At 68.1% G+C, this 23,183-nt stretch carries 18 protein-coding genes; 10 read left to right on the plus strand and 8 right to left on the minus strand.

Annotation, left to right across the window (positions count from 1 at the left end):
- Window positions 1-15: 15 nt before the first annotated feature.
- The 6 genes from HWX03_RS04140 to HWX03_RS04165 form a co-directional block, all read right to left on the minus strand.
- A complete protein-coding gene (locus HWX03_RS04140) occupies window positions 16-2,469 on the minus strand; it encodes a glycoside hydrolase family 2 protein (protein WP_244132570.1) in 2,454 nt (817 codons plus the stop codon).
- Window positions 2,470-2,498: 29 nt separating this feature from the next.
- Window positions 2,499-3,554 carry a DUF1839 family protein gene (locus tag HWX03_RS04145; protein WP_174429011.1) on the minus strand — a complete coding sequence of 352 codons (1,056 nt, stop codon included), beginning with the start codon at window positions 3,552-3,554 and terminating at the stop codon, window positions 2,499-2,501.
- A complete protein-coding gene (locus HWX03_RS04150; RefSeq protein WP_175870339.1) occupies window positions 3,551-4,525 on the minus strand; it encodes an amino acid--[acyl-carrier-protein] ligase in 975 nt (324 codons plus the stop codon). Before HWX03_RS04150 ends, HWX03_RS04145 begins: the two co-directional genes overlap by 4 nt.
- Complete coding sequence (locus tag HWX03_RS04155; protein WP_175870340.1) at window positions 4,522-5,718, minus strand: acyl-CoA dehydrogenase family protein; 1,197 nt, start codon at window positions 5,716-5,718, stop codon at window positions 4,522-4,524. The genes HWX03_RS04150 and HWX03_RS04155 overlap by 4 nt, the downstream gene beginning before the upstream one ends.
- Entirely contained in the window at window positions 5,715-5,966 is a 252-nt protein-coding gene (locus HWX03_RS04160; RefSeq protein WP_006490451.1) for an acyl carrier protein, read from the minus strand. The genes HWX03_RS04155 and HWX03_RS04160 overlap by 4 nt, the downstream gene beginning before the upstream one ends.
- 180 nt (window positions 5,967-6,146) lie before the next feature.
- On the minus strand, window positions 6,147-6,929 hold the full coding sequence (locus HWX03_RS04165) for a Crp/Fnr family transcriptional regulator (protein ID WP_175870341.1): 783 nt from the start codon (window positions 6,927-6,929) through the stop codon (window positions 6,147-6,149).
- Between the two features lie 922 nt (window positions 6,930-7,851).
- Here HWX03_RS04165 and HWX03_RS04170 point away from each other — a divergent pair.
- The 5 genes from HWX03_RS04170 to polX all read left to right on the plus strand — a co-directional run bounded on the left by HWX03_RS04170 (window position 7,852) and on the right by polX (window position 13,996).
- Window positions 7,852-8,634: a Crp/Fnr family transcriptional regulator gene (locus HWX03_RS04170; protein WP_175870342.1), complete on the plus strand. Its 783-nt coding sequence runs from the start codon at window positions 7,852-7,854 to the stop codon at window positions 8,632-8,634.
- An 11-nt stretch (window positions 8,635-8,645) separates the two neighbouring features.
- Window positions 8,646-10,052, plus strand: a complete 1,407-nt coding sequence (locus HWX03_RS04175) for an undecaprenyl-phosphate glucose phosphotransferase (RefSeq protein ID WP_175870343.1) — start codon at window positions 8,646-8,648, stop codon at window positions 10,050-10,052.
- A 153-nt stretch (window positions 10,053-10,205) separates the two neighbouring features.
- Window positions 10,206-11,378: a glycosyltransferase family 1 protein gene (locus HWX03_RS04180; RefSeq protein WP_175870344.1), complete on the plus strand. Its 1,173-nt coding sequence runs from the start codon at window positions 10,206-10,208 to the stop codon at window positions 11,376-11,378.
- Window positions 11,379-11,678: 300 nt separating this feature from the next.
- Window positions 11,679-12,071: a TraR/DksA family transcriptional regulator gene (locus tag HWX03_RS04185; protein WP_175870345.1), complete on the plus strand. Its 393-nt coding sequence runs from the start codon at window positions 11,679-11,681 to the stop codon at window positions 12,069-12,071.
- A gap of 149 nt (window positions 12,072-12,220) precedes the next feature.
- Complete coding sequence (gene polX, locus HWX03_RS04190) at window positions 12,221-13,996, plus strand: DNA polymerase/3'-5' exonuclease PolX (protein ID WP_175870346.1); 1,776 nt, start codon at window positions 12,221-12,223, stop codon at window positions 13,994-13,996.
- 45 nt (window positions 13,997-14,041) lie between these two features.
- Here polX and ald read toward each other — a convergent pair whose 3' ends face one another.
- A complete protein-coding gene (gene ald, locus HWX03_RS04195; protein ID WP_175823096.1) occupies window positions 14,042-15,157 on the minus strand; it encodes an alanine dehydrogenase in 1,116 nt (371 codons plus the stop codon).
- 289 nt (window positions 15,158-15,446) lie between these two features.
- Between ald and HWX03_RS04200 the strand changes: the two genes are divergently transcribed.
- Window positions 15,447-15,863 carry a DUF3995 domain-containing protein gene (locus HWX03_RS04200; RefSeq protein WP_175823266.1) on the plus strand — a complete coding sequence of 139 codons (417 nt, stop codon included), beginning with the start codon at window positions 15,447-15,449 and terminating at the stop codon, window positions 15,861-15,863.
- Window positions 15,864-15,882: 19 nt separating this feature from the next.
- On the opposite strand, the gene HWX03_RS04205 is transcribed toward HWX03_RS04200, so the two are convergent.
- The gene (locus HWX03_RS04205) at window positions 15,883-16,467 is read right to left on the minus strand and encodes an RNA 2'-phosphotransferase (protein WP_175870347.1); all 585 of its coding nucleotides are present in this window, start codon (window positions 16,465-16,467) and stop codon (window positions 15,883-15,885) included.
- A gap of 594 nt (window positions 16,468-17,061) precedes the next feature.
- On the opposite strand from HWX03_RS04205, the gene HWX03_RS04210 reads away from it, so the two are divergent.
- The 4 genes from HWX03_RS04210 (at window position 17,062) to HWX03_RS04225 (ending at window position 22,930) form a co-directional block, all read left to right on the plus strand.
- Window positions 17,062-17,802, plus strand: coding sequence for a gluconate 2-dehydrogenase subunit 3 family protein (locus HWX03_RS04210; protein ID WP_175870348.1), 741 nt, complete (start codon window positions 17,062-17,064; stop codon window positions 17,800-17,802).
- A complete protein-coding gene (locus tag HWX03_RS04215; protein ID WP_174388447.1) occupies window positions 17,802-19,580 on the plus strand; it encodes a GMC family oxidoreductase in 1,779 nt (592 codons plus the stop codon). Before HWX03_RS04210 ends, HWX03_RS04215 begins: the two co-directional genes overlap by 1 nt.
- Complete coding sequence (locus HWX03_RS04220) at window positions 19,577-21,004, plus strand: cytochrome c (protein ID WP_175870349.1); 1,428 nt, start codon at window positions 19,577-19,579, stop codon at window positions 21,002-21,004. Before HWX03_RS04215 ends, HWX03_RS04220 begins: the two co-directional genes overlap by 4 nt.
- 210 nt (window positions 21,005-21,214) lie before the next feature.
- Window positions 21,215-22,930 (plus strand): cation:proton antiporter, encoded by a 1,716-nt coding sequence (locus tag HWX03_RS04225; RefSeq protein ID WP_174428998.1) that lies wholly within the window; start codon window positions 21,215-21,217, stop codon window positions 22,928-22,930.
- Window positions 22,931-23,183 lie beyond the last annotated feature (253 nt).

Here is a 23,183-nt window from a genome sequence, read left to right on the forward strand (position 1 = left end):
CCCGCGAGCGTCGTGTCAGCCGGCCGGGGTGGCCCGCACCGCGCGCGCGGCATTCACGGCCCGGATTTCCACCGCGGGCGGCGCATGGTCGTCAGCCGCCGCGGGCTTCCCGTCGATTCGCCATGGAATGAGCGCGATGCGCGCCGGCGTGCCGGGCGCGAGATGGAACCAGTCGTCGCTCGGCATGAAACCCGGCGTGTCGATCTGCACGTGGCGGGCGACGTGCCGCGTGTCGATGTCGACGTGCCACGTGTCGCCGGTGCGCGATACACATGCCTCGATCCCGGGTTCGCGACGCGCCAGCACGGCCGGATGCGTGCGGGACGGAAAATGGAACGCCTGCGACAGCAGCGTGCCGTCGTCGGCGCGCAGCGTCGCGACGACCGTATCGTGTTCGCACGGGCCGAAACGGTACGCGTAGGTCCAGTCGAAGAAGCGGCCGAGCAACTCGGCCGAGCCGAGCCGCACCGTGTCGTGCGCGGCGATCCGCACCGGGCAGCCGGCCCGTGCGACCGGCGTGCGGCCGTCGCGCAGCGCGACCAGCTCGATCGCGGCCGACAGCGGCGCGGGGCGCTCGTTGACGACATGCACGTCGAGCCCGTTCAGGCCTTCGTCGACGAGCAGCACCTGGATCGGCTGCAGCACCTGGCGCAGCGCATACCACGCCGATTTCGGCCGCTGCGCGGCGTCGATCACGCCCCAACCGGCGCCCGGCATCACGTCCTGGAACTGCCACACGAGCGCGCCGGCGCAACGCGAACCGGTGCGCCGCCATTCGGAAAACGTCTCACGCATCACGTCCGCGATCACCGCACGCGACAGCTCGAAATAGCGCGCCGGATCCTCGCGCCGCAGCCGGTCGGGCGCGACGTCGTACAGCGTCTGCAGATAGTGGTCGCGGATATCGTCGAAATCCCACGACGTGCCGGGGTCGCGCGGCACGGCCGCCTTCCAGCGCGGCTCGTGCACGCCGGGCCAGCCGAGTTCCGCGAGCGTCGCATCGCACGGCACGTTCGCGAACGCGAGGCATTCGCTCGCAAAGCGCACGTCTGCGCGGCGCGCGTCGTCGAGCGGACGCAGGTACGCGCCGACGCCGTAGTAGTGCGACACGCGTTCGCGCGGCGTGAACGGCAGCACGCCGCCGTCGGGCGAATCGGGCACGTACGGGACATCGGGGCGGTGCGCGGCCGCGTGGCCGGCCAGCCGGTCGGCCGTCAGCTCGAGGAAGCGCTGCTTCGGCCCGAGCCCCGACATCGCGGCCTGCTGCGCGATCTCGCTGCCGCCGCACAGCACCGCAAGCGAAGGCGAAGCGCCGTGACGCGAGAGGAACTGGCTCGCTTCGCGATCGACGTTGGCCGCGAACGCGGGATCGTCGAGCGCATAGTCGAAGTTCGCGAAACCGAAGTCCTGCCAGACCAGCAGCCCGAGCCGGTCGCACCAGGCGTGGAACGCGTCGGCCTCGTAGGTCATCGTGCCGCCGACGCGGATCATGTTGAAGCCGGCGTCGCGTGCGAGCCCGAGCAGGCGGCCGTAGGTCGCATCGTCCGCGTGCAGCGCGAGCGGCGCGGCGCTGCTCCAGCATGCGCCGCGCGCGAACACCGGCACGCCGTTGATGCGCAGCCCGAACCCCTTGCCGTCGGCGCCGGCATCGATGTCGATCGTGCGGAAACCCGTCGAGCCGAGCGGCCGGCGCGTAGCGCCGATATGCAGCGCGATCTCGTAGAGCGCCGGTTCGCCGTGCGTATGCGGCCACCAGCGGCGCACGTTCGGTATCGCCATGCTTGCGCGCAGTTGGTCGGCGCCGGCCCGTTCGAGCGTCGCCAGATGGTCGCCGCACGACAGCCGCGCCGCGAGCGCGTCGGGCAGCGGCGCGGCGAACGTCAGCTCCGCGTCGAGCCAGCCCGTGTCGCCTTCGACGCGCGCATGCAGTTTGCAATCGGCCAGAACGGGCCCGTCGGCCGGATCGAGCACGTCGACGGGCCGCCACGGGCCGGTGGGCACATACGGCGGAAACCAGCCCGGCATGTGCCCGAACAGCGACGTGCGGATCGTGCGCAGCGCGGCCGGTTCGGCGAGCCGCGTGCGCCAGCGCGCACGGCGCGGTGCGCGCGCGTCGCGCAGGTGCGGCGCGAGCGCGCGGAAACAGACGGTCAGCCGGTGCGTGCCGTCGAGCGACACGGGCACGTCGTGGGCGACGAACATGCTGTCCGAGCGGTGGATCGGCGTGTCGTCGAGCCATGCGTGGGCGAGCGTCGCGAGGCCGTGAAAGCGCAGGATGCGCGGCCCGCGCCCACGCAACTCGAGGCGGTACCAGTGGTCGCGCTCGTCGAGCGACGCGGCTTCGTCGAGCCGGCCGGCCAGCGCGAGCGCTTGCGCGACCGTGCCGGGCACCGGCGCCGCGATCCAGCCGCCGTGGTCGGCCGGGAGGTCGCGCGGTTCGCGCACGGCGCCCGCGGCCGTCGCCAGCATCGACCACGCGGGCAGGGCGCGCGCGCGCGTCACCGCATGGCCGACACGGGCGCCGTGTCGACGCGCACGGGCGTCACGTGCCGCAGCGGCGCGCCGATCTGCCGCGCGCACGCGACGAGGTCGGTGTACGCGGCCCCGATCGCTTCGAGCGTCGAATCGCCGCGTTCTTCCTTGCCGCGTGCGCACGCGCGCGCGAGCCGGAATTCGAGCACCATCGCTTCGGACGCGATGCGATCGCACGCGGCGCGGATCTCGGCGAACGGCCCGATGCAGCCGCTCGCCTGCAGCCAGCGTGCATAGTGGCCGAACAGTTCGAAATTCGCGCCGAGCTGCCGCACCGAATTGAACGAGTACGCATGGAAGTGTTCGAGCGGCGCTTCCGCGAGGATCTGCGCGTCGGTCTGCAACTGCCGGCGGAACGCCGCGATCGGATCGACGACCGGCAGGCGCCGCAGGTGGCGCTGCAACGCGGCGAGCGAGGCTTCGCACAGCGCGCGCTCGTCGAGCGGCGCAAAGCGCCGCTTCGCGCATTCGACGTACGGCGGCAGCGTCATCGGCGAACTGGCGCCGACGAGCCCGTTGTAGTCGAAATCCTCGGCGACGTAATAGCCGCTGTTGTGGAAGTAGCCGATCTGGTGCTTCGCGCGGTCGATCGCGTCGATGCCGATCGTCGTCTTCGTGTGCTGCGTGCGGTAGCTGCTGCCGCGCGTATCGGGCAGGAACCACGCGTCGACCTCGACGATCATCAGGTGGCCGCGCGCGACCTGCGTCTCGATGTGCTGGTCGAGCGGTTCGTAGATCGAATGTTCCTGCACGACGATCCCGTAGAGCCGCTCCAGCTCGTCATGCGGAAACTTGAAGAACGTGAACTGGTCGCCCTCGAAATCGAGCGCGATCGTAAACGGCAGCGCCGCATACGGATTGAGGCCCCACCACCGGAGCACCTCGAGCCACATGTCGACATAGCAGTTGGTCTGCTTCCAGACCATCTCCTGACTGTGCAGCGGGTGCGGCCGGTAATGGCGCGCGCGGTGGCGCACGCTCTCGAACGACGCGTCTTCCCCGTCGCGGGAAACGAACCTCATCGCGCGCCCCACAGCACGTCGCGGACCGCTTGCGGCCATGCGTCGATGTCGAAGCCGTGGTGGCGGAACAGCGCGAGCGTGAGCCGCTCGAGGCCGAAGCCGACGCAGCCCGTGTGCGCGACGTCGCCCGTCGCGGTGCGGATGTCCCACAGCAGCCCGAAATGGTCCATGTGGTAGTTGAAGCTCAGGCACGCGGTCTGTCGGTCGTCGTGCTCGATCGGAATCAGCAGCTCGAACTTCAGGTTCTGCTCGCGCTGGCTGTTCGCGACGATCTTGCCGCCGCGTCCGAAGAACGGGTCGTTCGCGAGATCGATCGCATTCGGCAGGCGCAGCGCTTCGATCATTTGCGTGCCGCGCTCGATCCACGTCTCGCGGAACGAGACGATCTGCTCGGGCGTGCCGATCCGCACGTACTCGCGCATCCGGAACAACTGCATGCGGGTCGGGTCGAGCGACGGTTCGTGACGGAAGCAGTACGAGAACACGTCGACGGTCCGGCCGTCTGTGGGCAGTGCGCCCGCGCGCGCGACGACGGGATACACGGGGTAGCACGCGGCCGGCGTCATCACGACGTAGGTCGGTTTCTGGTTTTCGGTCCAGTCGTCGCCGCGATCGAGGCATTGCAGCACGCGCTGGTGCTGGCGTTCGTCGCCGCAGAATGCGTGCACGCTGCCCGCCAGTTGCGGAAAGCTCTTCATGTATTCGCTGCGCTCGAACTCGGTGCGGCTCATCGCCGGCGGGAAGCGCAGCACTTCGGCCTGCTGGTCGGCGCCGATGCGCGTGACGAACGCGTCGAGCGCTTCGACCACGCGCTCGAATCGTTCGCTGCGGCCGAACAGGCCCTGGATGCCGGTCGAAACCAGCAGGCCCGCGTCGATCAGCGCGTCGCGCAGCGGATTGACGCCCGCGCGGTCGAGCGGTGCGTCGGCGGGAACAGGGGCGGCGGAGGGCACGACGAGGCGATCGTTCACGTATGTTTCTCCAGCGTCGCGGGACGCAGCGCGAGCAACAGGCTCGCAGTGTTGGCGGCAATGCGGTCGTTGCTGATCATCAGCGGCGCCGCGTGCAGGTCGCGAATGTGGCGGCCGATGCTGAACGGCGTGCCTTGCTTGTAGCCGGCCATCCCGCAGATCATCATCGCCTGCTGCGCGACTTCGAGCGCGGTCGCCGATACATAGGTCTTCAGCGTATTGATCTCGGCGGCCCAGGCCATGCCGGCCGACCACGAGCGGGCCGACGCGCTCGCGTGGAGGCGCAGCACGTTGTCGACGCGGGCCTGCATCGCCTGCATCAGCGCGAGCGATTCGGCGATGCGTCGCGCGGCGGGCGACGGTGCGCCGTCGGTCTGGCGCGCCTGCGCGCGGAAGAACTGATGCGCGCGATGGAACGCGTCGCCGGCCACGCCGATCCACACCGCGGCCCACAGGATGTGCGAGACCGGCACCATCGTTTCCTCGGCGATCTTCGCGAACGGCACCGGCAGGCATTGCACGGCGGCGCCCTGCGCGTCGAGCACGAAGCCGTTGCTGCACGTGCCGCGCATGCCGAGCGTGTCCCATTCGCCGCGGCGCGTGAGCGTATAGCCGTCGCGCAGCAGCGTGACGAGCACCTGCTCGGAAGCCGGCGCATCCGCATCGCGTCGCGCGGTGGCGAGAATGCCGTCCGCGTAGTCGCCGTACGAGATCGTCGGCGCGGATTTGTGCAGCCGGAACCCGCCGCCGTCGATTTCGAGCGCGCACTGGCTCGCGCGCAGGTTGCCGCCGACGCCGTCTTCCGACGTGGCCGATGCGAGCAGCCACTGGTGACGCACGAGCTGCTGCAGGAACAGCTTGTGCCAGCCCTGGTCGGCGGCGTGGTCGACGATGCAGGCCACCTGGATCTGGTGCATCGCGAACACCATCGCCGACGATGCGCACGCCTGGCCGAGGATCGAGCAGGCCGACGCGATGTCTTCCAGCGACGCGCCAGCGCCGCCGAGATGGGTCGGCACCAGGGCGCCGAGCAGCCGGCGCGAGCGCATCGCCTCGATCGCCTCGACGGGGCAGCGCGCGTCGCGATCGACCGCATCGGCATGCTGGGCGGCGATCTGCGCGACGGCATGCGCGGCCTCGTCGAGGCGATGCGAATCGCTGTCGGACGCGAGTTCGGGAAGCAGCGCGCTCATGCGGAGTGCTCGGTGCGTTGCAGCGTGGCGATCGTGTCCGCGAGTGCGTCGATGCTGCGGAACAGGTTGCGGTTCAGCATCTCGTCGGGAATCTCGATGTTGAACTGCTTTTCGATCGCGAGCATCAGCTGGATCGTATCGAGCGAGGAGAGGCCCGCTTCGTAGAGGTCGTCCCCGTCACCGATCGAATCGATCGCGGCTTCAAGGTGGGCGACGTGCTTCAGGATGGTTCTGATTTCGTTTTTCACGTGCTGCTCCGGCGTGCGTGGTGTCGTCCGCTCGGGCAGACGCGCGATAAGCGCTGACATCCCCCCGGCAGTCCGGCATCAGTAGACCATCGGCAGGCACGGCGTTCTGTTCGCCACCCTACAAACAGCTGACCCGGCACGCGGGCGGCGCCGAAGCGCCGCGCCGGTCCGGCGGGCCGGTCACGCGCGCGACGCGGCCGGCACGCCCGAGTCGGCCGACAGGATGCGCTTCATCTCGTCGCGCACGATCGTGCGGCAGCCGCACGACATTTTTTCGAGGCCGTCGAGATCCGCGAGCTCGATCGAGCTGCGGTATTGCCGGATCAGGCCGAGCTTCTGGATTTCGCCGGCGGCGTCCGTGACCGTTTCGCGCCGCACGCCGAGCATTTGCGCGAGCATGCTGTGCGTCACCTGGATCTCGATGCTGCGCGTGCGGTCGAACGCGAGCAGGAACCATCTGCATAACTGATGTTTGAGCACGTGATGACGGCTGCAGAACGTGATCTGCGCGACCTGCGCCATCAGCAGCCGCACGCAGACGAACACGAGATGGCGGATCACCGGCGACGCATCGAACGCGGCCGCGAAGACGCGCCGGTCGAGCCGGTAGACGAAACCGTCGCGACACGCGACCGCGCGGCAGGGCATCCGGCCGCTGCCGCCGATCACGTCGTCGCAGACCACGCTTTCGCTGCCGATCTCCGCGACTTCCAGCGTCATGCCGCCGGACGACACGTACTGCAGCGAAATCGCGGTCGTGACCGGCAGGTAGACCGCGGCGAGCATTTCGCCGGGTTCGCAGAGCACCTGCCCGGATTTCAGGTGAACGAGTTGCAGGTGGGGTGTCAGCGTGGCGAGTTCTTCGCGGTCGATGGCCGCGAGAAACCGGTTGGCGTCGAAGCTGTGGGAAAGCTCGATCATGCCGTTCGCATACGCGACGGTGTCGGCGGTCTGGTGAGTCACGGCACATCCTCGCAGGTTGGCGGTCGCGCGTCGTCTCGGCAAATCCCGGAACGGGATTTAGCACGATCGTGCGGACTTTTCGTTGATCAAAAACGGAATGACGATACTCGCAAAAAAGGCTAGCACGCAATTGAATTCGAACAATTCCGCATTTTGCCATTTCACAAAGTTTGACGATTGCGATTGGGCGCAAACGTTATTTCGATTTAAGGATTCCTTTTTCCGGAATTAATCATCCGGAAATGGAATCGTGAGCTTGCTTGTCATTCTATGTCGACCGGGAATCAATCGGACAACTTGGTGAATCGTACGGCGCAAGTGGCTGGAAGGTATTGAACATTATTTGACAAATAAATGGGGCTCGCATTATTTGTCATTTGAATCAAAGGTTTGTAGGTGATATGTGCGATAGCGAACAGAGTCTCGAATTAGTGTGCAGATTCAAATTTGAGACAGTTTGAAACGAGCGTGTGAGGTGCGGTGACGCCGGGAAATGCTGCGCTGCACATCAAGGAAACAATTGAAAATCGGCTGTAAGTATTTGAACGATAAGCATCGCAGCCGCCAGCCAGCTACCCGGGTCCGGTGCGTGGCATTTGATCAGTCGAATGGCGCGCTGTGTCCGTCGCGTGGAAGAGTGTCCGGAAATGAGACATTTTTTTGGATTTGGGGTCGGTTATCGGGGTGATTTAAATCGACCGTGATTCATATATTAAGGACAGGCGGCTATTGGCACGTAAATCGCTTATTCGGGTTGGCGTGTCGAAACGGGGCAGTCGACTCAATTCGGCGTTGACAAGCCGATGGTTAGTCGGATTCAGGGTTGTGGGCCGCAACCGCTGTCAATGTCCGGACGCGCATCGCGATAACGAGTTCCGTGCCTGCTGCTGCAGGCGGCGCGGACGATAAAAGGGATACAGACATGCTTCATCTTTACTCGAGCTATTCGGCGAACGCCATCCTTGCTGCCCTCCCGGAGGACAGCATCCGCGCCATCGCACCGCATCTCGAACTGGTCAGGATCAAGGCCGGGATGCTCGACCGGGTCGGCGAGCCGATGCGCCATCTGCATTTTCCGACGACGGCGATGATGTCGGTCCAGCACCTGATGGAGGACGGTGCGATGGTCGAGGTGGCGGTGGTCGGCCGTGAAGGGGTGGTCGGGCTGGGGACGCTGGTCGGCGGCCTCGCTGCGTCGAGCCGGGTCGAGGTGCGCATCGGCGGAATGGCTTATCGCGTGCCGAGTTGCGTGATGCGCGCCGAATTCGAGCGGTCGGCGCAGACCTACCGGCTGCTGCTCAACACCTGCCAGGCGACGATGGCGCAGATCTCGCGCAGCGCGCTGTGCAACCGGCATCACTCGGTCAGCGAGCAGCTCAGCCGCTGGCTGCTGCTCGCGCACGACCGGATCGACGGCGACGAGCTGACCGTGACGCAGCAGACGATCGCGAACATGCTCGGCGTGCGGCGCGAGGGCGTGACGGAAGCGGCCGGGAACCTGCAGGAAGCCGGGCTGATCCGGCAACGCCGCGGCCGCATCACGGTGCTCGACCGGCACGGCCTCGAACATCAGGCGTGCGAATGCTACGAGCTGATTTGCGCCGACTATCGCCGGTTGCTCGGCACCCGCGGCAATGCGATGCCGGCGACGGTTCGCCCGCGCATGCCGGACGGGCACCGCGGATTCCCCGCACACGGTGCGTGACGATGCAGTCGATGTCGAGTGGAACGAATGCGATGCGGCGCGCCGCGATCGCGGCGGCCGACGTCGTGCTCGTGCTGGCCGGGGCGCTCGTCGCGCAGGCGGCGTCGGGTCTCGGATGGCATGACCTGTCCGATGCGCAGCGCGGCGCGATCGCGCTGCTGTGCGTGCTGACGGTGGCGTTGCTGCCGCGCTACCTGCGCACCGTGCGCGGCGGCGTGGCGGTGCAGGGCGGCGCGCAGGTGCTGACGCACACGCTGGTGGCGGTGGTGTGCGCGAGCGTGCTGACGGTGGCCGGCACGATGTGGATCATGAATCGCGGCGGCACGGTGACGACCCGCTGGATCGTGCGCACGGTGCTGGCCGGCGACGCGGCGCTGCTGCTCGGCCGCGCGGCGCTGCTGGCGCTCGCGCTGACGCGCGGCGACCCGCGTGCGCGGCAGCGCCGCGTCGCCGTCGTCGGCGCAACGGCTTACGGGCGCGTGGCGATCGAGCGGATGCAGCTCGCGCCGAACGGCCCCTTCGTGGCCGCGTGCGTATTCGACGACGATGCACAGGCCGCCGCGGGCGGCATCGGCGGCGTGCCGGTAATCGACGACTGGAACGCGTTGCGCGACCTGATTCGCGGCGGCGACATCGACGAAGTCTGGCTGACGCTGCCGATGTCGCACGAATGGCGGATCCAGCGCATCGTGCGCGAGTTGCGCGACGAGTTCGTCGAGTTGCGGCTGTTACCCGACGTGCGGCAGATGGCGGTCGTCGATCGCTCCGCGACCGACGTGCTCGGCATGCCGGCGATCAATCTCGCGACCACGCCGCGCTCCGCGCCGGAGCTGTGGGCCAAGTTCGCGTTCGACCGGCTGTTCGCGTTCGGCGTGCTGATTCCGTTGCTGCCGCTGCTGACGATGTTGGCGATCGCGGTCAAGCTGTCGTCGCCGGGGCCCGTGCTGTTCAGGCAGCGCCGCAAGGGCGTCGACGGCCGCGAGTTCCATATCCTGAAGTTTCGGACGATGCGCGTGCATCGCGCGCAGCCGGGTGTCCTGCGGCAGGCGTCCCGCAACGATTCGCGCATCACGCGCGTCGGCGCGTTCCTGCGGCGCACGTCGCTCGACGAGCTGCCGCAGTTCTTCAACGTGCTGTTCGGGCAGATGTCGGTGGTCGGCCCGCGTCCGCACGCGATCGAACACGACGATTTGTATCGGCAACTGATCGACTGCTACATGTACCGCTACCGCGTGCGGCCCGGCATCACCGGATGGGCCCAGGTGAACGGCTATCGCGGCGAGACGCGCAAGGTCGAGGCGATGGAGGCGCGCGTGAAGTTCGATCTGTTCTACATGCAGAACTGGAGCTTCTGGTTCGACATCAAGATCATCCTGATGACGGTGGTGCGCGGCTTCATCGGGCGCAATGCGTTCTGACGATACGTAAGCGCAGCGGAAGCCGTAGGTTGTGCGGTCGAACGTACCGACCGGAGCGACGGCGGCGGACACACTGACGGCACAGCAGCATCTCGCGCAGCGGGGTGTCCGGCGGCGCTTCATCACGCCGCAGCCATCGGAGCAGTCACGATCATGTCAACGTCGATTCGGGAGCGAAGCGCATCGGTACTGCAGGAAGCACGTGCGGAGCGGAGTGTCGGCACCGCCGCGTACACCGCGCGCTTGCGCCGCCTCGCGATCAACGGAAAATTCACGGCGCAGCGCATGACGGGCGTGCAGCGCGTGGCCTACGAACTGACGGCCGAACTCGCGCGCATCGCGAGCGCCGACGACGCGCCGTCGCTCGTCGTGCCGCCCGATCACGATCCGGCAGCCATGCCGGGCGGCGCGCGGTCGCAGGCCGCCGGACGCTGGCACGGCACGCTGTGGGAACAGTGGACGTTGCCGCGCACGACGCGTGGCCGGACCCTGCTGAGCCTGTGCAACATCGGCCCGCTGGCGAAGCGCGATCAGTTGCTGATGATTCACGATGCGGCGATTTTCGATCTGCCGGCCGGCTATTCGTTCGCCTTTCGCCTGTGGTACCGATTCGCGTTCGCGATCCTGAAGCGGCGCGCGCGCCATATCGTCACGGTGTCGCATTTCTCGCGGGCGCGGCTGGCCGCGCGGCTGGGAGTGCCGCCTGCACGGCTGTCCGTCGTGCCGGGCGCTGTCGACCACATCGACCGGATCGATGCCGACCCCGGCGTGCTGGCGCGCCTGAATCTCGAGACGGACGGCTACGTGCTGTTCGTCGGGTCGCTCGCGCCCGGCAAGAACCTCGTGCGGGCGCTGGCCGCGATCGCGTTGATGCGGGCGTCGCACCCGACGTTGCGCTTCGTGATCGCGGGCGGCGCCAATGCGAAGATATTCGGTGTCCGCGAGGCCGGCCTGCGCGAAGGCGATCCGTACGTGACATGGGCCGGTTACGTGACCGACGGCGAACTGAAGGCACTGTACGAGCATGCGGGCTGCTTCGTTTTTCCATCGTTGTACGAAGGATTTGGCCTGCCTCCGCTCGAGGCGATGCGGTGCGGTTGCCCCGTCATCGTGTCGCATGAAGGTTCGCTGCCGGAAGTCTGTAGCGGGGCGGCGCTGTTCTGCGATGCCTATTCGCCGCCGGATATCGCCGCAGCCATCGCTCGCGTGATGGACGATCCCGAACTGCGTGCGCGGCTGCGCACGACGGGCCGCGAGCATGCGCAACAGTACAGCTGGCAACGCTCGGCGCGCGCGTTGCTCGACATCGTCCGTTCCGATGCCTGACGGTTGGTGACGCCGTTCAGCGCCACGGCGCGATCGATGCCGGAAGCGTCTGCGTCAGACCAATCCGGCGACGCCGTGTTTTCGCGTCGGTCCCCGATTTTCGGCCGGGTGGCCGGCCGCTGATTCCGGTCAACACACGCGTGTTCAATGGGTTTATCCTGCGTCGAATGCGTCCGGCGTTTCGCACGTCCGGCCGCCCATCCGGATGCGACGGCGCAGGTCATGCCTGCATGCCGCGCACTGGCGCGATACCGCGCGCCGCTCTTTTTTCGCGCGGAACCCGGAACAGGAGAGACGGCCATGTCGCTCGACCCACAACAACGACAGACGCTGAAGCTGCGGCTGAACGAGAGCGAGCAGGCGCTGCGTGCGGAGATCCGCACGAGCGAAGACCACCGCGCGTCGGAATCCTATGCGGACCTTGCCGGCGCGGCGCCGGACGAGGGGGACGAGGCGAACGCCGACCTGTTCGTCGACGTCGATCATGCATTGATCGGCATGAAGCTGACCGAGCTGCGCGCGATCGGCCGCGCCCATCAGCGGATGCGCGACGGCAGTTACGGCGAATGCATCGACTGCGACGGCTCGGTCGGCTACGAGCGCCTGCTGGCGCGCCCGACCGCCGAACGCTGCACGCATTGCCAGTCGCTCTACGAGCGACGCTACGCGACGACGCCACGCGCGTCGCTCTGACGTCGCGGCTTCAACCGCGCTGCACGCGCGGTGCGGCCGGCGTAGGATGACCAACGTGCGCCCGGCGGCGTCGACATGCGGCGCCGGGCGGGCAGACGCCGTCGCGCAGGCGCGCGGCGCCATCCACGTGGAAGGGAGCCACGCCGATCATGCCGATCCACAATGCCGAGTGCGCAGCCGTGTTCGCCGAGATCGCCGACATGCTCGAGATCCAGGGCGCCAACCCGTTTCGCGTGCGCGCGTACCGCAACGCCGCGCGTACGGTCGCCGACTACGGCCGCGATATCCCGACGATGATCGCGAACGGCGACGATCTCGGGAAGATTCCGTCGATCGGGGCCGATCTCGCGGCGAAGCTGCGCGAGATCGCCGCGACCGGCACCTGCGAACTGCAGCAAACCTTGCGTCATGCACTGCCGGGCGCGATCGTCGAGCTGCTCGATGTGCCCGGGCTCGGCGCGAAACGCGTGAAGGCGCTGCATGACGCGCTGCACGTCGATTCGCTCGAACAGTTGCGTGCCGAAGCGAAGAGCGGGCATGTGCGCGAGCTGCCGGGCTTCGGCGCGAGAACCGAAGCGCATCTGCTCGAAGCGATCGACGATCGCCTGCAGCGCGAGCCGCAACGCTTTCTGCTGCCCGACGCCGCGCATGCGCTGATGCCGTTGCTCGAACGCCTGCGTGCGGTGGCCGGCGTCGGCAAGGCCGTGCCGGCCGGCAGCTTCCGCCGCCGCCGCGAGACGGTCGGCGATCTCGACATCCTCGTCACCGCCCGCGATCCGGTTGCGGTCGCCGAAGCGTTCGTCGGCTACAGCGACGTGGCGCGCGTGCTCGCGCACGGCAAGACCCGGTCGAGCGTGACGCTTGCCAGCGGGTTGCAGGTCGACCTGCGCGTCGTCGATGCCGATGCGTTCGGCGCGGCGCTCGTCTACTTCACGGGATCGAAGGCGCACAACATCGCGCTGCGCAGGATCGCGCAGGCCGGCGGCCTGAAGATCAACGAATACGGCGTGTTTCGCGGCGACGAGCGGATTGCCGGCGCGACGGAGGCCTCGGTCTACGCGGCCATCGGACTGCACGAGGTGCCGCCCGAGTTGCGCGAGGATCGCGGCGAGATCGATGCGTCGCGCGCCGGCACGCTGCCGGCGCTGGTCGAGCGCAAGCATCTCCATGGCGACCTGCACGCGCATACCGATGCATCGGCCGGCCGCGACGGCCTGCGCGCGATGGCCGACGCCGCGCGTGCACGCGGGCTCGCCTACCTGGCCGTCACCGACCGTGCCCCGCCTGATGGCGATCGCGACGGCTTCGACTGGCTCGCGCGCCAGCTCGACGAAATCGATCGCGTCAACGCGACCTTCGACGATTTCGTGTTGCTCAAGGGCGTGGAAGCCGGCATTCGCGAGGACGGCAGCCTCGATGTACCCGACGCGATGCTCGGCCGGCTCGATCTCGTGGTCGGCGCGGTACGCGACGGCTTCGACCTGTCGCGCGGCGCGCAGACCGATCGCATGCTGCGCGCGATGGACCATCCGCATTTCACGATTCTCGCGCATCCGACCGGCCGGGTGCTCGGCGAGCGCGACGCCTGCGAACTCGATGTGCCGCGCGTGCTCGCGGGAGCCGCCGCGCGCGGCTGCTTCGTCGAACTCGATGCGCAGCCGCGGCGATTCGACCTGCCGGACGTCTGGTGCCGCGAGGCCGCGAAGGCCGGCGTGCCGGTCGCGATCGGTTCGGATGCATGCCGCGCGGACGAACTCGACAACCTCGCGTTCGGCGTCGATCAGGCTCGGCGCGGCTGGCTGACGCGGCAGGACGTGCTGAACACGCGCACGCTCGCGCAACTGCGGCCGCTGCTGGCGCGCACGATGGGCGGTGCGGGCAGCGCGGGTGGTGGCGCGAAGCGGAGCCGGTCGAAGGGCGGGTGAACGCAACGCGGCCGGCCGCGACGCGTTCAACTCATGCCCGCACCGTCACGCAAGCACGCCGGTGGCCGGGACGTAGGGCAGGCCGAGCGCCAGCGCGACCGCTTCGTACGTGATGCGGCCGTCGCACACGTTCAAGCCCGCGCGCAGATGCGGATCGTCGAGCATCGCCTGTTTCCAACCCTTGTCGGCGAGCGCGAGTGCATGGCCGAGCGTCGCATTGTTCAGCGCAAAGGTCGACGTGCGCGCGACCGCGCCGGGCATGTTCGCGACGCAGTAGTGGACCACCCCGTCGACGACGAAGGTCGGCGCCGCGTGCGTGGTCGCATGCGAGGTCTCGAAGCAGCCACCCTGATCGATCGCGACGTCGACGACGACCGCGCCCTTGCGCATCGTCGCGATCATGTCGCGCGTGACGAGCCGCGGCGCCGATGCGCCCGGCACGAGCACGGCGCCGATCACGACGTCGGCATCGCGCACGGCTTCGTCGACCGTATGCGCATTCGAGCAGACGGTCGCGATCCGGTTGGCGAACACGAGATCGAGCTGGCGCAACCGGTTCACGTTGGTGTCGAGCACGGTGACGCGCGCGCCGAGACCCACCGCCATCTGCAGCGCGCCGGTGCCCACGACGCCCGCGCCGAGCACGACCACGTGCGCGGCCGGCACGCCGGGCACGCCGGCCATCAGCAGGCCGCGGCCGCCGCGCGGGCTTTCGAGGTGGGTCGCCGCGACCTGGATCGACATGCGGCCGGCGACTTCGCTCATCGGTGCAAGCAGCGGCAGGCCGCCGCCGGGCCCCGTCACGGTTTCGTACGCGATGCAGACCGCGCCGGACTTCACGAGCGCGGCGGCCTGATCGGGATCGGGCGCGAGATGCAGGTACGTGTAGAGGATCTGGCCGCGCCGCAGCATCGCGCATTCGGCCGGCTGCGGCTCCTTGACCTTGATGATCATGTCGGCGCGCGCGAAGATTTCGTCGGCGCCGTCGCTGAGCGACGCGCCCGCGGCCGTGTAGTCGTCGTCGAGCAGGCCGATCGCCGTGCCCGCGCCGCGCTGCACGAGCACGCGATGGCCGTGGCGCGTGAGTTCGCGCGTGCCGGCCGGCGTGAGGCCGACGCGGTATTCGTGGTTCTTGATCTCTTTCGGCACACCGATCAGCATGAGTCGCCTCCATGGCCTTCGTTATCGTCGTCGTGCGGGCAGCCGCTTGCGCAGCGGCGTGCCGACCGCAGTACTGGAATAACAGGGTAGTAGTGCACGGAGGGAAGTCAAGCGGCCGGCCTGCGCGACGACGCAAGCGCACTGCAACGCAGCATGCACGGCCACCGGTTGCGACCGGACGTCGCAATGCGCGCGTGGCCGGGTTTCGGTATCGTCATGCGTGGCGCGGACGCGGGGCCGCGTGCCGGAATCCTTTCGGCAAAACAACGAGACGAGGACATTGATCGACATGACCGGTGCGTATTTCAGCGTGCCGACGCTTTGCGCCATCGCGCTCGTGCACGTCTACTGGGCGTTCGGCGGGCGGCTGGGCAAGCGCGCGGCCATTCCGGAGCACGACGGCGTACCGCTGTTGCGGCCGACTGCCATCGGCACGCTTGCCATCGCGGCGGCACTGCTGGGCGGCGCAGGCGTGGTCGCCGCGCGTGCCGGCTGGCTGGGGCGCAACGCGTATCCCGGCACGATCGCATTCGCGGTCGTTGCGCTCGCATTGATCTTCGCGGTGCGGGCCGTCGGCGATTTCCGCTACGTCGGCTTCTTCAAGCGGATTCGCGGGTCGCGTTTCGCGCGGATGGACACGCTGTATTACTCGCCGCTGTGCGCGGCGCTGGCGCTGTCGATTGCGTCGATGTTCTGGCCGTGGTGAGGGAGGAGCCGCGCGCGATTCAGCTCGCGTGCGTATCGATCAGCGTCAGGCAGTCGGCCGGCACGGCATCGGTCAGCCAGACACCGTTCTCGGCGACGAAGAACGTGTGGCCCTGCCGCTGCATGCGCTGCGCATCGACTTCGAGAATCGCGGGCACGCCGTAGCGCGCGCCGACGGCCAGCGCCGTCCGGAGGTCCGCCGACAGGTGCACGTGATGACGGGCGCCGGGTTTCAGCCCTTGCGCACGAATCGAATCGAGGAAGCGCGTCGCCGTGCCGTGATAGAGGCGCTCGGGCGGTTGCGCGGCCGGATACCGGCGCTGCACGACGGGCGTCGAATGGCCCTGTACCGCGCGGATGCGTTGACCGTCATCCGACAGCGCGAAGCGCTGCTTGTCGTTGGTTGCACAGACGCTTTCGATCGTCGCGCGATCGAGCCGGCGTCCGTGACGGGCGGCGCCGGCGATCAGCTCATCGATATCGGCCCAGCCTTCGGCGTCCAGATGCAGGCCGATGGCCTGCGGCTCGTGGCGCAGCAGATAGCTGAGATATTTGCTGATGCCGGTCGCATCGGGCGCCGGCCGTTTGTTTTTCTGGGTATTCATGAGATGCGGAGGCTACCAGAGCGCGACGCAACTCGATATCGCCATCTGATCGGGTGTCGCCGGAAAGCGACATGCGCCCACCGCGGCCCGATCGTCTGCCCGACCGGCGAAGGCGTCCGCCATCTCGCCATCCTTGCACATTCCAGCGTCCGAATTTCCCATTGTTGCTAATTTTGATGCACTGAATTGCATTGAACCCTCTAGCGCTGGAACCGGTTCCATATATAATTCGCCGCACTCGTCGCCGGACCCGAAAAGAGGGTCGTGCACGTTGCGCTTGCCGTCGGTAGACGCGACGTCTAAGTTGAACAAGGGTCATGGGCGATGGCGGGCAGATGCAGGCCGATGCCGGTATTTGTCCGATGAAAGACCCACGAAGAGGTCAATCTGCGCAGCGCCGCCGGCACCGGGGCGACGTGCGGCTGCAATGACGGCGCCACCGCGAATCGCGCGGCCGGACGCCGGCATCGAGGTTGTGTGCAACACACGAAAGAACAGGGCGACCGGCCGCCTGCGGCACGGCTGCCTGCCGGGCACGCGACATGCGGAATGCGCGCGTCCGAACCCCCGATCCCCAACGATCAACATCCGACCATGTCCACGCCACCTGACAAACCCAATTCGCGTCGCCGTTTCCTGCGCACATCGGTCGCGCTCGTGCCGATCGCGTCGGCCGCCGGCTGCGACCTGCGCTCGTCGTCGCCGTCCGCGACGACGGCCGGCAACGCGTCCACTGCGTCGGCCGGCGCCGAACGCGCGCCGTACAAGCCGACCTTTTTCGATGCGAAGGAATGGGCGTTCGTCCAGGCCGCCGTCGACCGGCTGATTCCGGCCGACGCCGAAGGCCCCGGCGCGCTCGAGGCCGGCGTGCCCGAGTTCATCGATCGCCAGATGGAGACGCCGTATGCGCACGGCGCGACGTGGTACATGCAGGGGCCGTTCCAGCAGGGCGTGCCCGAGCTCGGCTACCAGTTGAAGCTGGTGCCGCGCGACATCTACCGGCTCGGCATCGCGGCCGTCAACCGCTATTGCGAGAAGACCCACGGCAAGGCGTTCGCGGATCTCGACGCGCCGACGCGCGACACCGTGCTCGGCGCGCTGGAGAAGGGCGGCGCGCAGATCGACGACGTCCCGCCCGGCGTGTTCCTCGGCCAGTTGCTGCAGAACACGCGCGAAGGCTATTTCTGCGATCCGGTGCATGGCGGCAATCGCGACATGGCCGCGTGGAAGATGATCGGTTTCCCGGGCGCGCGCGCGGACTTCATGGATTTCGTCAACCAGAGCGGCAAGCCTTATCCGTACGGCCCCGTCTCGATCAACGGGGAGCGCAGCTGATGGCCGCAGATAAGAAGCCGCATGTCGATGCGGTGATCGTCGGCTTCGGCTGGACCGGTGCGATTCTCGCGAAGGAACTGACCGAAGCGGGCCTGAACGTCGTCGCGCTCGAGCGTGGCGAATATCGCGACACCTATCCGGACGGCGCGTACCCGAACACGATCGACGAGCTGACCTACAACATTCGCAAGAAGCTGTTCCTCGACCTGTCGAAGACGACCGTGTCGATCCGCCACGGCCTGCAGGACACCGCGCTGCCGTACCGGCAGCTTGCCGCGTTCCTGCCGGGCGAAGGCGTCGGCGGCGCGGGGCTGCACTGGTCGGGCGTGCATTTCCGGATCACGCCGGAAGAGCTGCGCCTGCGCAGCCACTATGAAGAGCGCTACGGCAAGAAGTTCATCCCCGAAGGGATGACGATCCAGGATACGGGCGTCACGTACGACGAGCTCGAGCCGCATTTCGATTTCGCCGAGAAGGTGTTCGGCACGTCGGGGCAGGCGTACAAGGTCGGCGGCAAGGTGGTCGGCGACGGCAACGTGTTCGAGGCGAACCGCAGCGACAACTTCCCGCTGCCCGCGCAGCTCAATACGTATTCCGCGCAGCGCTTCTTCGATGCGGCGCACTCGCTCGGCCTGCATCCGTACCGGCTGCCGTCGGCGAACACGTCGGGCCCGTACACGAACCCGTACGGCGTGCAGATGGGCCCGTGCAACTTCTGCGGCTACTGCAGCGGCTACGCGTGCTATATGTATTCGAAGGCGTCGCCGAACCTGAACATCCTGCCGGCGCTGAAGCAGGCGCCGAACTTCGAGCTGCGCTCGAAGTGCCACGTGCTGCGCGTCGACCTCGACGACACGAAGAAGCGCGCGACCGGCGTGACCTACGTCGATCCGGCCGGGCGTGAAGTGCACCAGCCGGCCGATCTCGTGATCGTGGCCGCGTTCCAGTATCACAACGTGCACCTGCTGCTGCTGTCGGGCATCGGCAAGCCGTACGACCCGGTGTCGGGCGAGGGCGTCGTCGGCCGCAATTTCGCGTACCAGAACCTGTCGACGATCAAGGCGTTCTTCGACAAGGACACCTACACGAATCCGTTCATCGGCGCGGGCGGCAACGGCGTCGCGGTGGACGACTTCAACGCGGACAACTTCGACCACGGCCCGCTCGGTTTCGTCGGCGGCTCGCCGCTGTGGGTGAACCAGGCCGGCGTGAAGCCGATCAGCGGCATCGCGACGCCGCCCGGCACGCCGCAGTGGGGCTCGGCGTGGAAGAAGGCCGTCAAGGACAACTACGCGCACACGATCTCGATGGACGCGCACGGCACCAACATGTCGTACCGCGACGTGTATCTCGACCTCGATCCGACCTATCGCGATTCGTACGGCCAGCCGCTGTTGCGGATGACGTTCGACTGGAAGGACAACGACATCAAGATGGCGCAGTACGTGACCGGCCAGATGAAGAAGATCGCGGAAGCGATGGGGCCGAAGGCGATCGGCGTGTCGACGCGCGAGTTCGGCAAGCACTTCGACTCGCGCCAGTACCAGACGACCCACCTCGTCGGCGGCGCGATCATGGGCACCGACCCGAAGACGAGCGTGCTGAACCGCTACCTGCAGTGCTGGGACGTGCACAACGTGTTCGTGATGGGCGCGTCCGCGCTGCCGCAGGGCATCGGCTACAACCCGACCGGGATCATCGCGGCGCTGGCCTACTGGTCGGCACGCGCGATCCGCGAGCAATACCTGAAAAATCCCGCCCCGCTGGTGACCGTATGAAGAGGACGATGAACCACCACAACGCCGCGCGCCGCATTTCTCCGCTGCGGCGCGCGCTGGCGATCGGCACGGCATGGGCGGCATTCGGTCTCGCGGGCGGCGCTGCGTTCGCGCAGCCGGCGTCCGCACCGGCCGCGGCTTCGGGCCCGGCGGCCGCGCCGGCACCCCAGTCCGCCGACGCGGCGCTCATCAAGCGCGGCGAATATCTTGCGCGCGCAGGCGACTGCATCGCCTGCCACACCGCGAGCGGCGGCAAGCCGTTCGCGGGCGGGCTGAAGTTCGACACGCCGATCGGCGGCATCTACTCGACGAACATCACGCCGGACCCGAAGACGGGCCTCGGCGGCTGGACCTACGAGGACTTCACGCGGGCGGTGCGAGAAGGCGTGCGCAAGAACGGCGACACGATGTATCCGGCGATGCCGTTCCCGTCGTACGCGCGCCTGACCGACGACGACATGAAGGCGCTGTACGCGTACTTCATGCACGGCGTCGCGCCGGTCGAGCACGAGAACCGCGCGGTCGACATCGTGTGGCCGCTGTCGATGCGCTGGCCGCTCGGTATCTGGCGCAAGATGTTCGCGCCGTCGGCGAAGCCGTTCGACGCGGCGTCGTACCCCGATCCGGTGGTCGCGCGCGGCGCGTATCTGGTGCAGGGGCTCGGCCACTGCGGCGCGTGCCACACGCCGCGTGCACCGACGATGCAGGAGCGCGGGCTGACCGACGCAGACGGCCTCGACTTCCTGGCCGGCGGCGCGGCGATCGACGGCTGGGTGCCGACGAGCCTGCGCGGCGAGCCGCGCACGGGCCTCGGCACGTGGAACGAAACCGAGATCGTGCAGTTCCTGAAGACCGGCCGCACGTTGCGCACGGCCGCGTTCGGCGGGATGACGGACGTGGTCGGCCACAGCATGCAGCACATGACCGACGGCGACCTGAACGCGATTGCGCGCTACCTGAAGACGTTGCCGCCGCGCGTGCAGGGCGAGCAGCCGCACGTGTACGACGCGGCCGCGGCGAAGGCGCTGCAGACCGGCGACGCGAGCAAGCCGGGCGCGGCCGTCTATCGCGACAACTGCATGGCCTGCCATCGCAGCGACGGCCACGGCTACACGCGCGTGTTCCCGGCGCTCGCCGGCAACCCGGTCGTGCAGGGCGACGATCCGACCTCGCTGATCCACGTCGTGCTGGAAGGCAGTGCGCTGCAAGGGACGCGCACCGCGCCGTCGACCTTCACGATGCCGCCGTTCGGCTGGCGCCTGTCGGACCAGGAAGTCGCGGACGTGTCGAACTTCGTGCGCACGAGCTGGGGCAACACGGGCGCGCCGGTGACGGCCGCGCAGGTCGCGAAGGTGCGCAAGAGCGTGCCGTCGACGCGGCCCGAGCCGCCGCCGGGCGCGCGGTTCCCGCAAGCGTCGCGCTGACGTGAGCGGCGGGGCGCCAGCCCCGCCTGCCGCCCGGTTCGCGCCGACGTGCGGCCGGGCGTGCGACGCCTTTCCCTTCGCCGGGGTTGCACCCCGCCAATGCGCCGCCACCGCGTGAAATTTTCGCGGCGGCGCGCCATTTTTTCGCCTCATCCCGTATCCTTCCACTCTTGAACCTTACTAAATAGTTACAAGAGCTTGGGAGGGGGGATGCCTCATGACGTCAGCCTGATTGCGTTGCTCGCGGCCGGTTTCGGTCTTGCGATGATCTTCGGTTACCTCGCGTCGCTGCTGAAAATGCCGCCGCTCGTCGGCTATCTGCTCGCCGGGATCGTGATCGGCCCCGGCACGCCCGGTTTCGTCGGCGACCTGTCGCTCGCGCAGCAGCTCGCCGAAGTCGGCGTGATGCTGCTGATGTTCGGCGTCGGCCTGCATTTTTCGCTCGGCGATCTCCTCGCGGTGCGCAAGATCGCGCTGCCGGGCGCGGTCGTGCAGATTACCGTCGCGACGCTGCTCGGCGGCGGGCTCGCGCTCACGTGGGGCTGGAGTCTCGGCGCGGCGCTCGTGTTCGGGCTCGCGCTGTCGGTCGCGAGTACCGTCGTGCTGCTGCGCGCGCTCGAAGGGCGCGGGCTCGTCGAGACGGTCAACGGGCGCATCGCGGTGGGTTGGCTGGTCGTCGAGGATCTCGTGATGGTGCTCGTGCTGGTGCTGCTGCCGCCGGTGGCGGGGCTGCTCGGCGGCACGCCGCCCGGCGACGTGCATGCGGCCGGCGGCAGCGTGTGGGGCACGCTCGGCGTCACGATGCTGAAGGTCGCCGCGTTCATCGCGCTGATGCTGGTGGTCGGCAAGCGCGTGTTTCCGCGCATTCTGTGGCTCGTCGCGCGCACCGGTTCGCGCGAATTGTTCACGCTTTGCATGATTGCCGCGGCGGTCGGCATCGCGTTCGGCGCGGCGAAGCTGTTCGACGTGTCGTTCGCGCTCGGCGCGTTCTTCGCCGGGATGATGATGCGCGAGTCGGAATTCAGCCGGCGCGCGGCCGACGAGACGCTGCCGCTGCGCGACGCGTTCTCGGTGCTGTTCTTCATCTCGGTCGGCATGCTGTTCGACCCGAAGGTATTGATCGACGAGCCGCTGCACGTGATCGAGGTCGCGGCCATCGTGCTGATCGGCAAGACGCTCGCGGCCGTCGCGCTCGTGATCGCATTCCGCTATCCGCTGAACACCGCGCTGACGGTCGGCGCCGGCCTCGCGCAGATCGGCGAATTCTCGTTCATCCTCGCGGGGCTCGGCCGTGCGCTCGGGCTGCTGTCGGCCGAGGGGCAGAGCCTGATTCTCGCGGTCGCGCTGATCTCGATCGCGATGAACACGCTGCTGTTCGCGATGATCGATCCTGCGCTCGCATGGATCCGCAAGCATTCGGCGTTCGCGCGCAAGCTCGAGGCGCGCGACGATCCGCTCGCCGCGCTGCCGATGTCGACGCCGCAGACGCATCTGACCGGGCAGGTCGTGATCGTCGGCTACGGCAAGGTCGGCACGCGGATCGCGCATGCGCTGGACGAGCGCGGGATCGCGTATGTCGTGGTCGAGCAGAATCGCGAGCTCGTCGAGAAGCTGCGCGCGGACGGCATCGCGGCCGTGTCGGGCGACGCGATCGAGCCGATCGTGCTCGTGCAGGCGCATATCGCCCGCGCCGGGATGCTGGTCGTGACGCTGCCCGACGTGTTCGACGTGCGGCAGATCGTCGAGATCTCGCGCACGCTCAACCCGACGCTCGAGGTCGTGCTGTGCACGAACAGCGGCGACGAGGCCGCGCTGCTGTCGAGCGAGGGCATCGGCACCGTGTTCATGGGCGAAACCGAACTCGCGCGCGGGATGACCGAGCACGTGCTCGGGCGGATGGTGAAGCCGGTCGCGGCCGCGCATTGACGGCGCGGGGCGTCGCGCCGCGTACCGGGCATGGGCGCGGCGGCCGGCCCTGTGCTTTTTCACGATCCGATCAGTAGAACGTCTCGGGCGTCAGTTCCTGCGCCGTCGCGCGCTTGCCGGCAAGTGGTTGTAGTCGGCCGAGCAAGCAAGGCCGCCCGCGGCGCGAAAAAATCGTAGGGGGGCGCGGCGGGAACGCTCAAATAACGCGGTGCGTTCCTGGCGAGTGGGATGCGGCGGGTCGATGCGGATACGG

Origin of the sequence: Burkholderia sp. BCC0397 (genome assembly GCF_902832865.1) — a bacterium.
Taxonomy (GTDB): Bacteria; Pseudomonadota; Gammaproteobacteria; order Burkholderiales; family Burkholderiaceae; genus Burkholderia.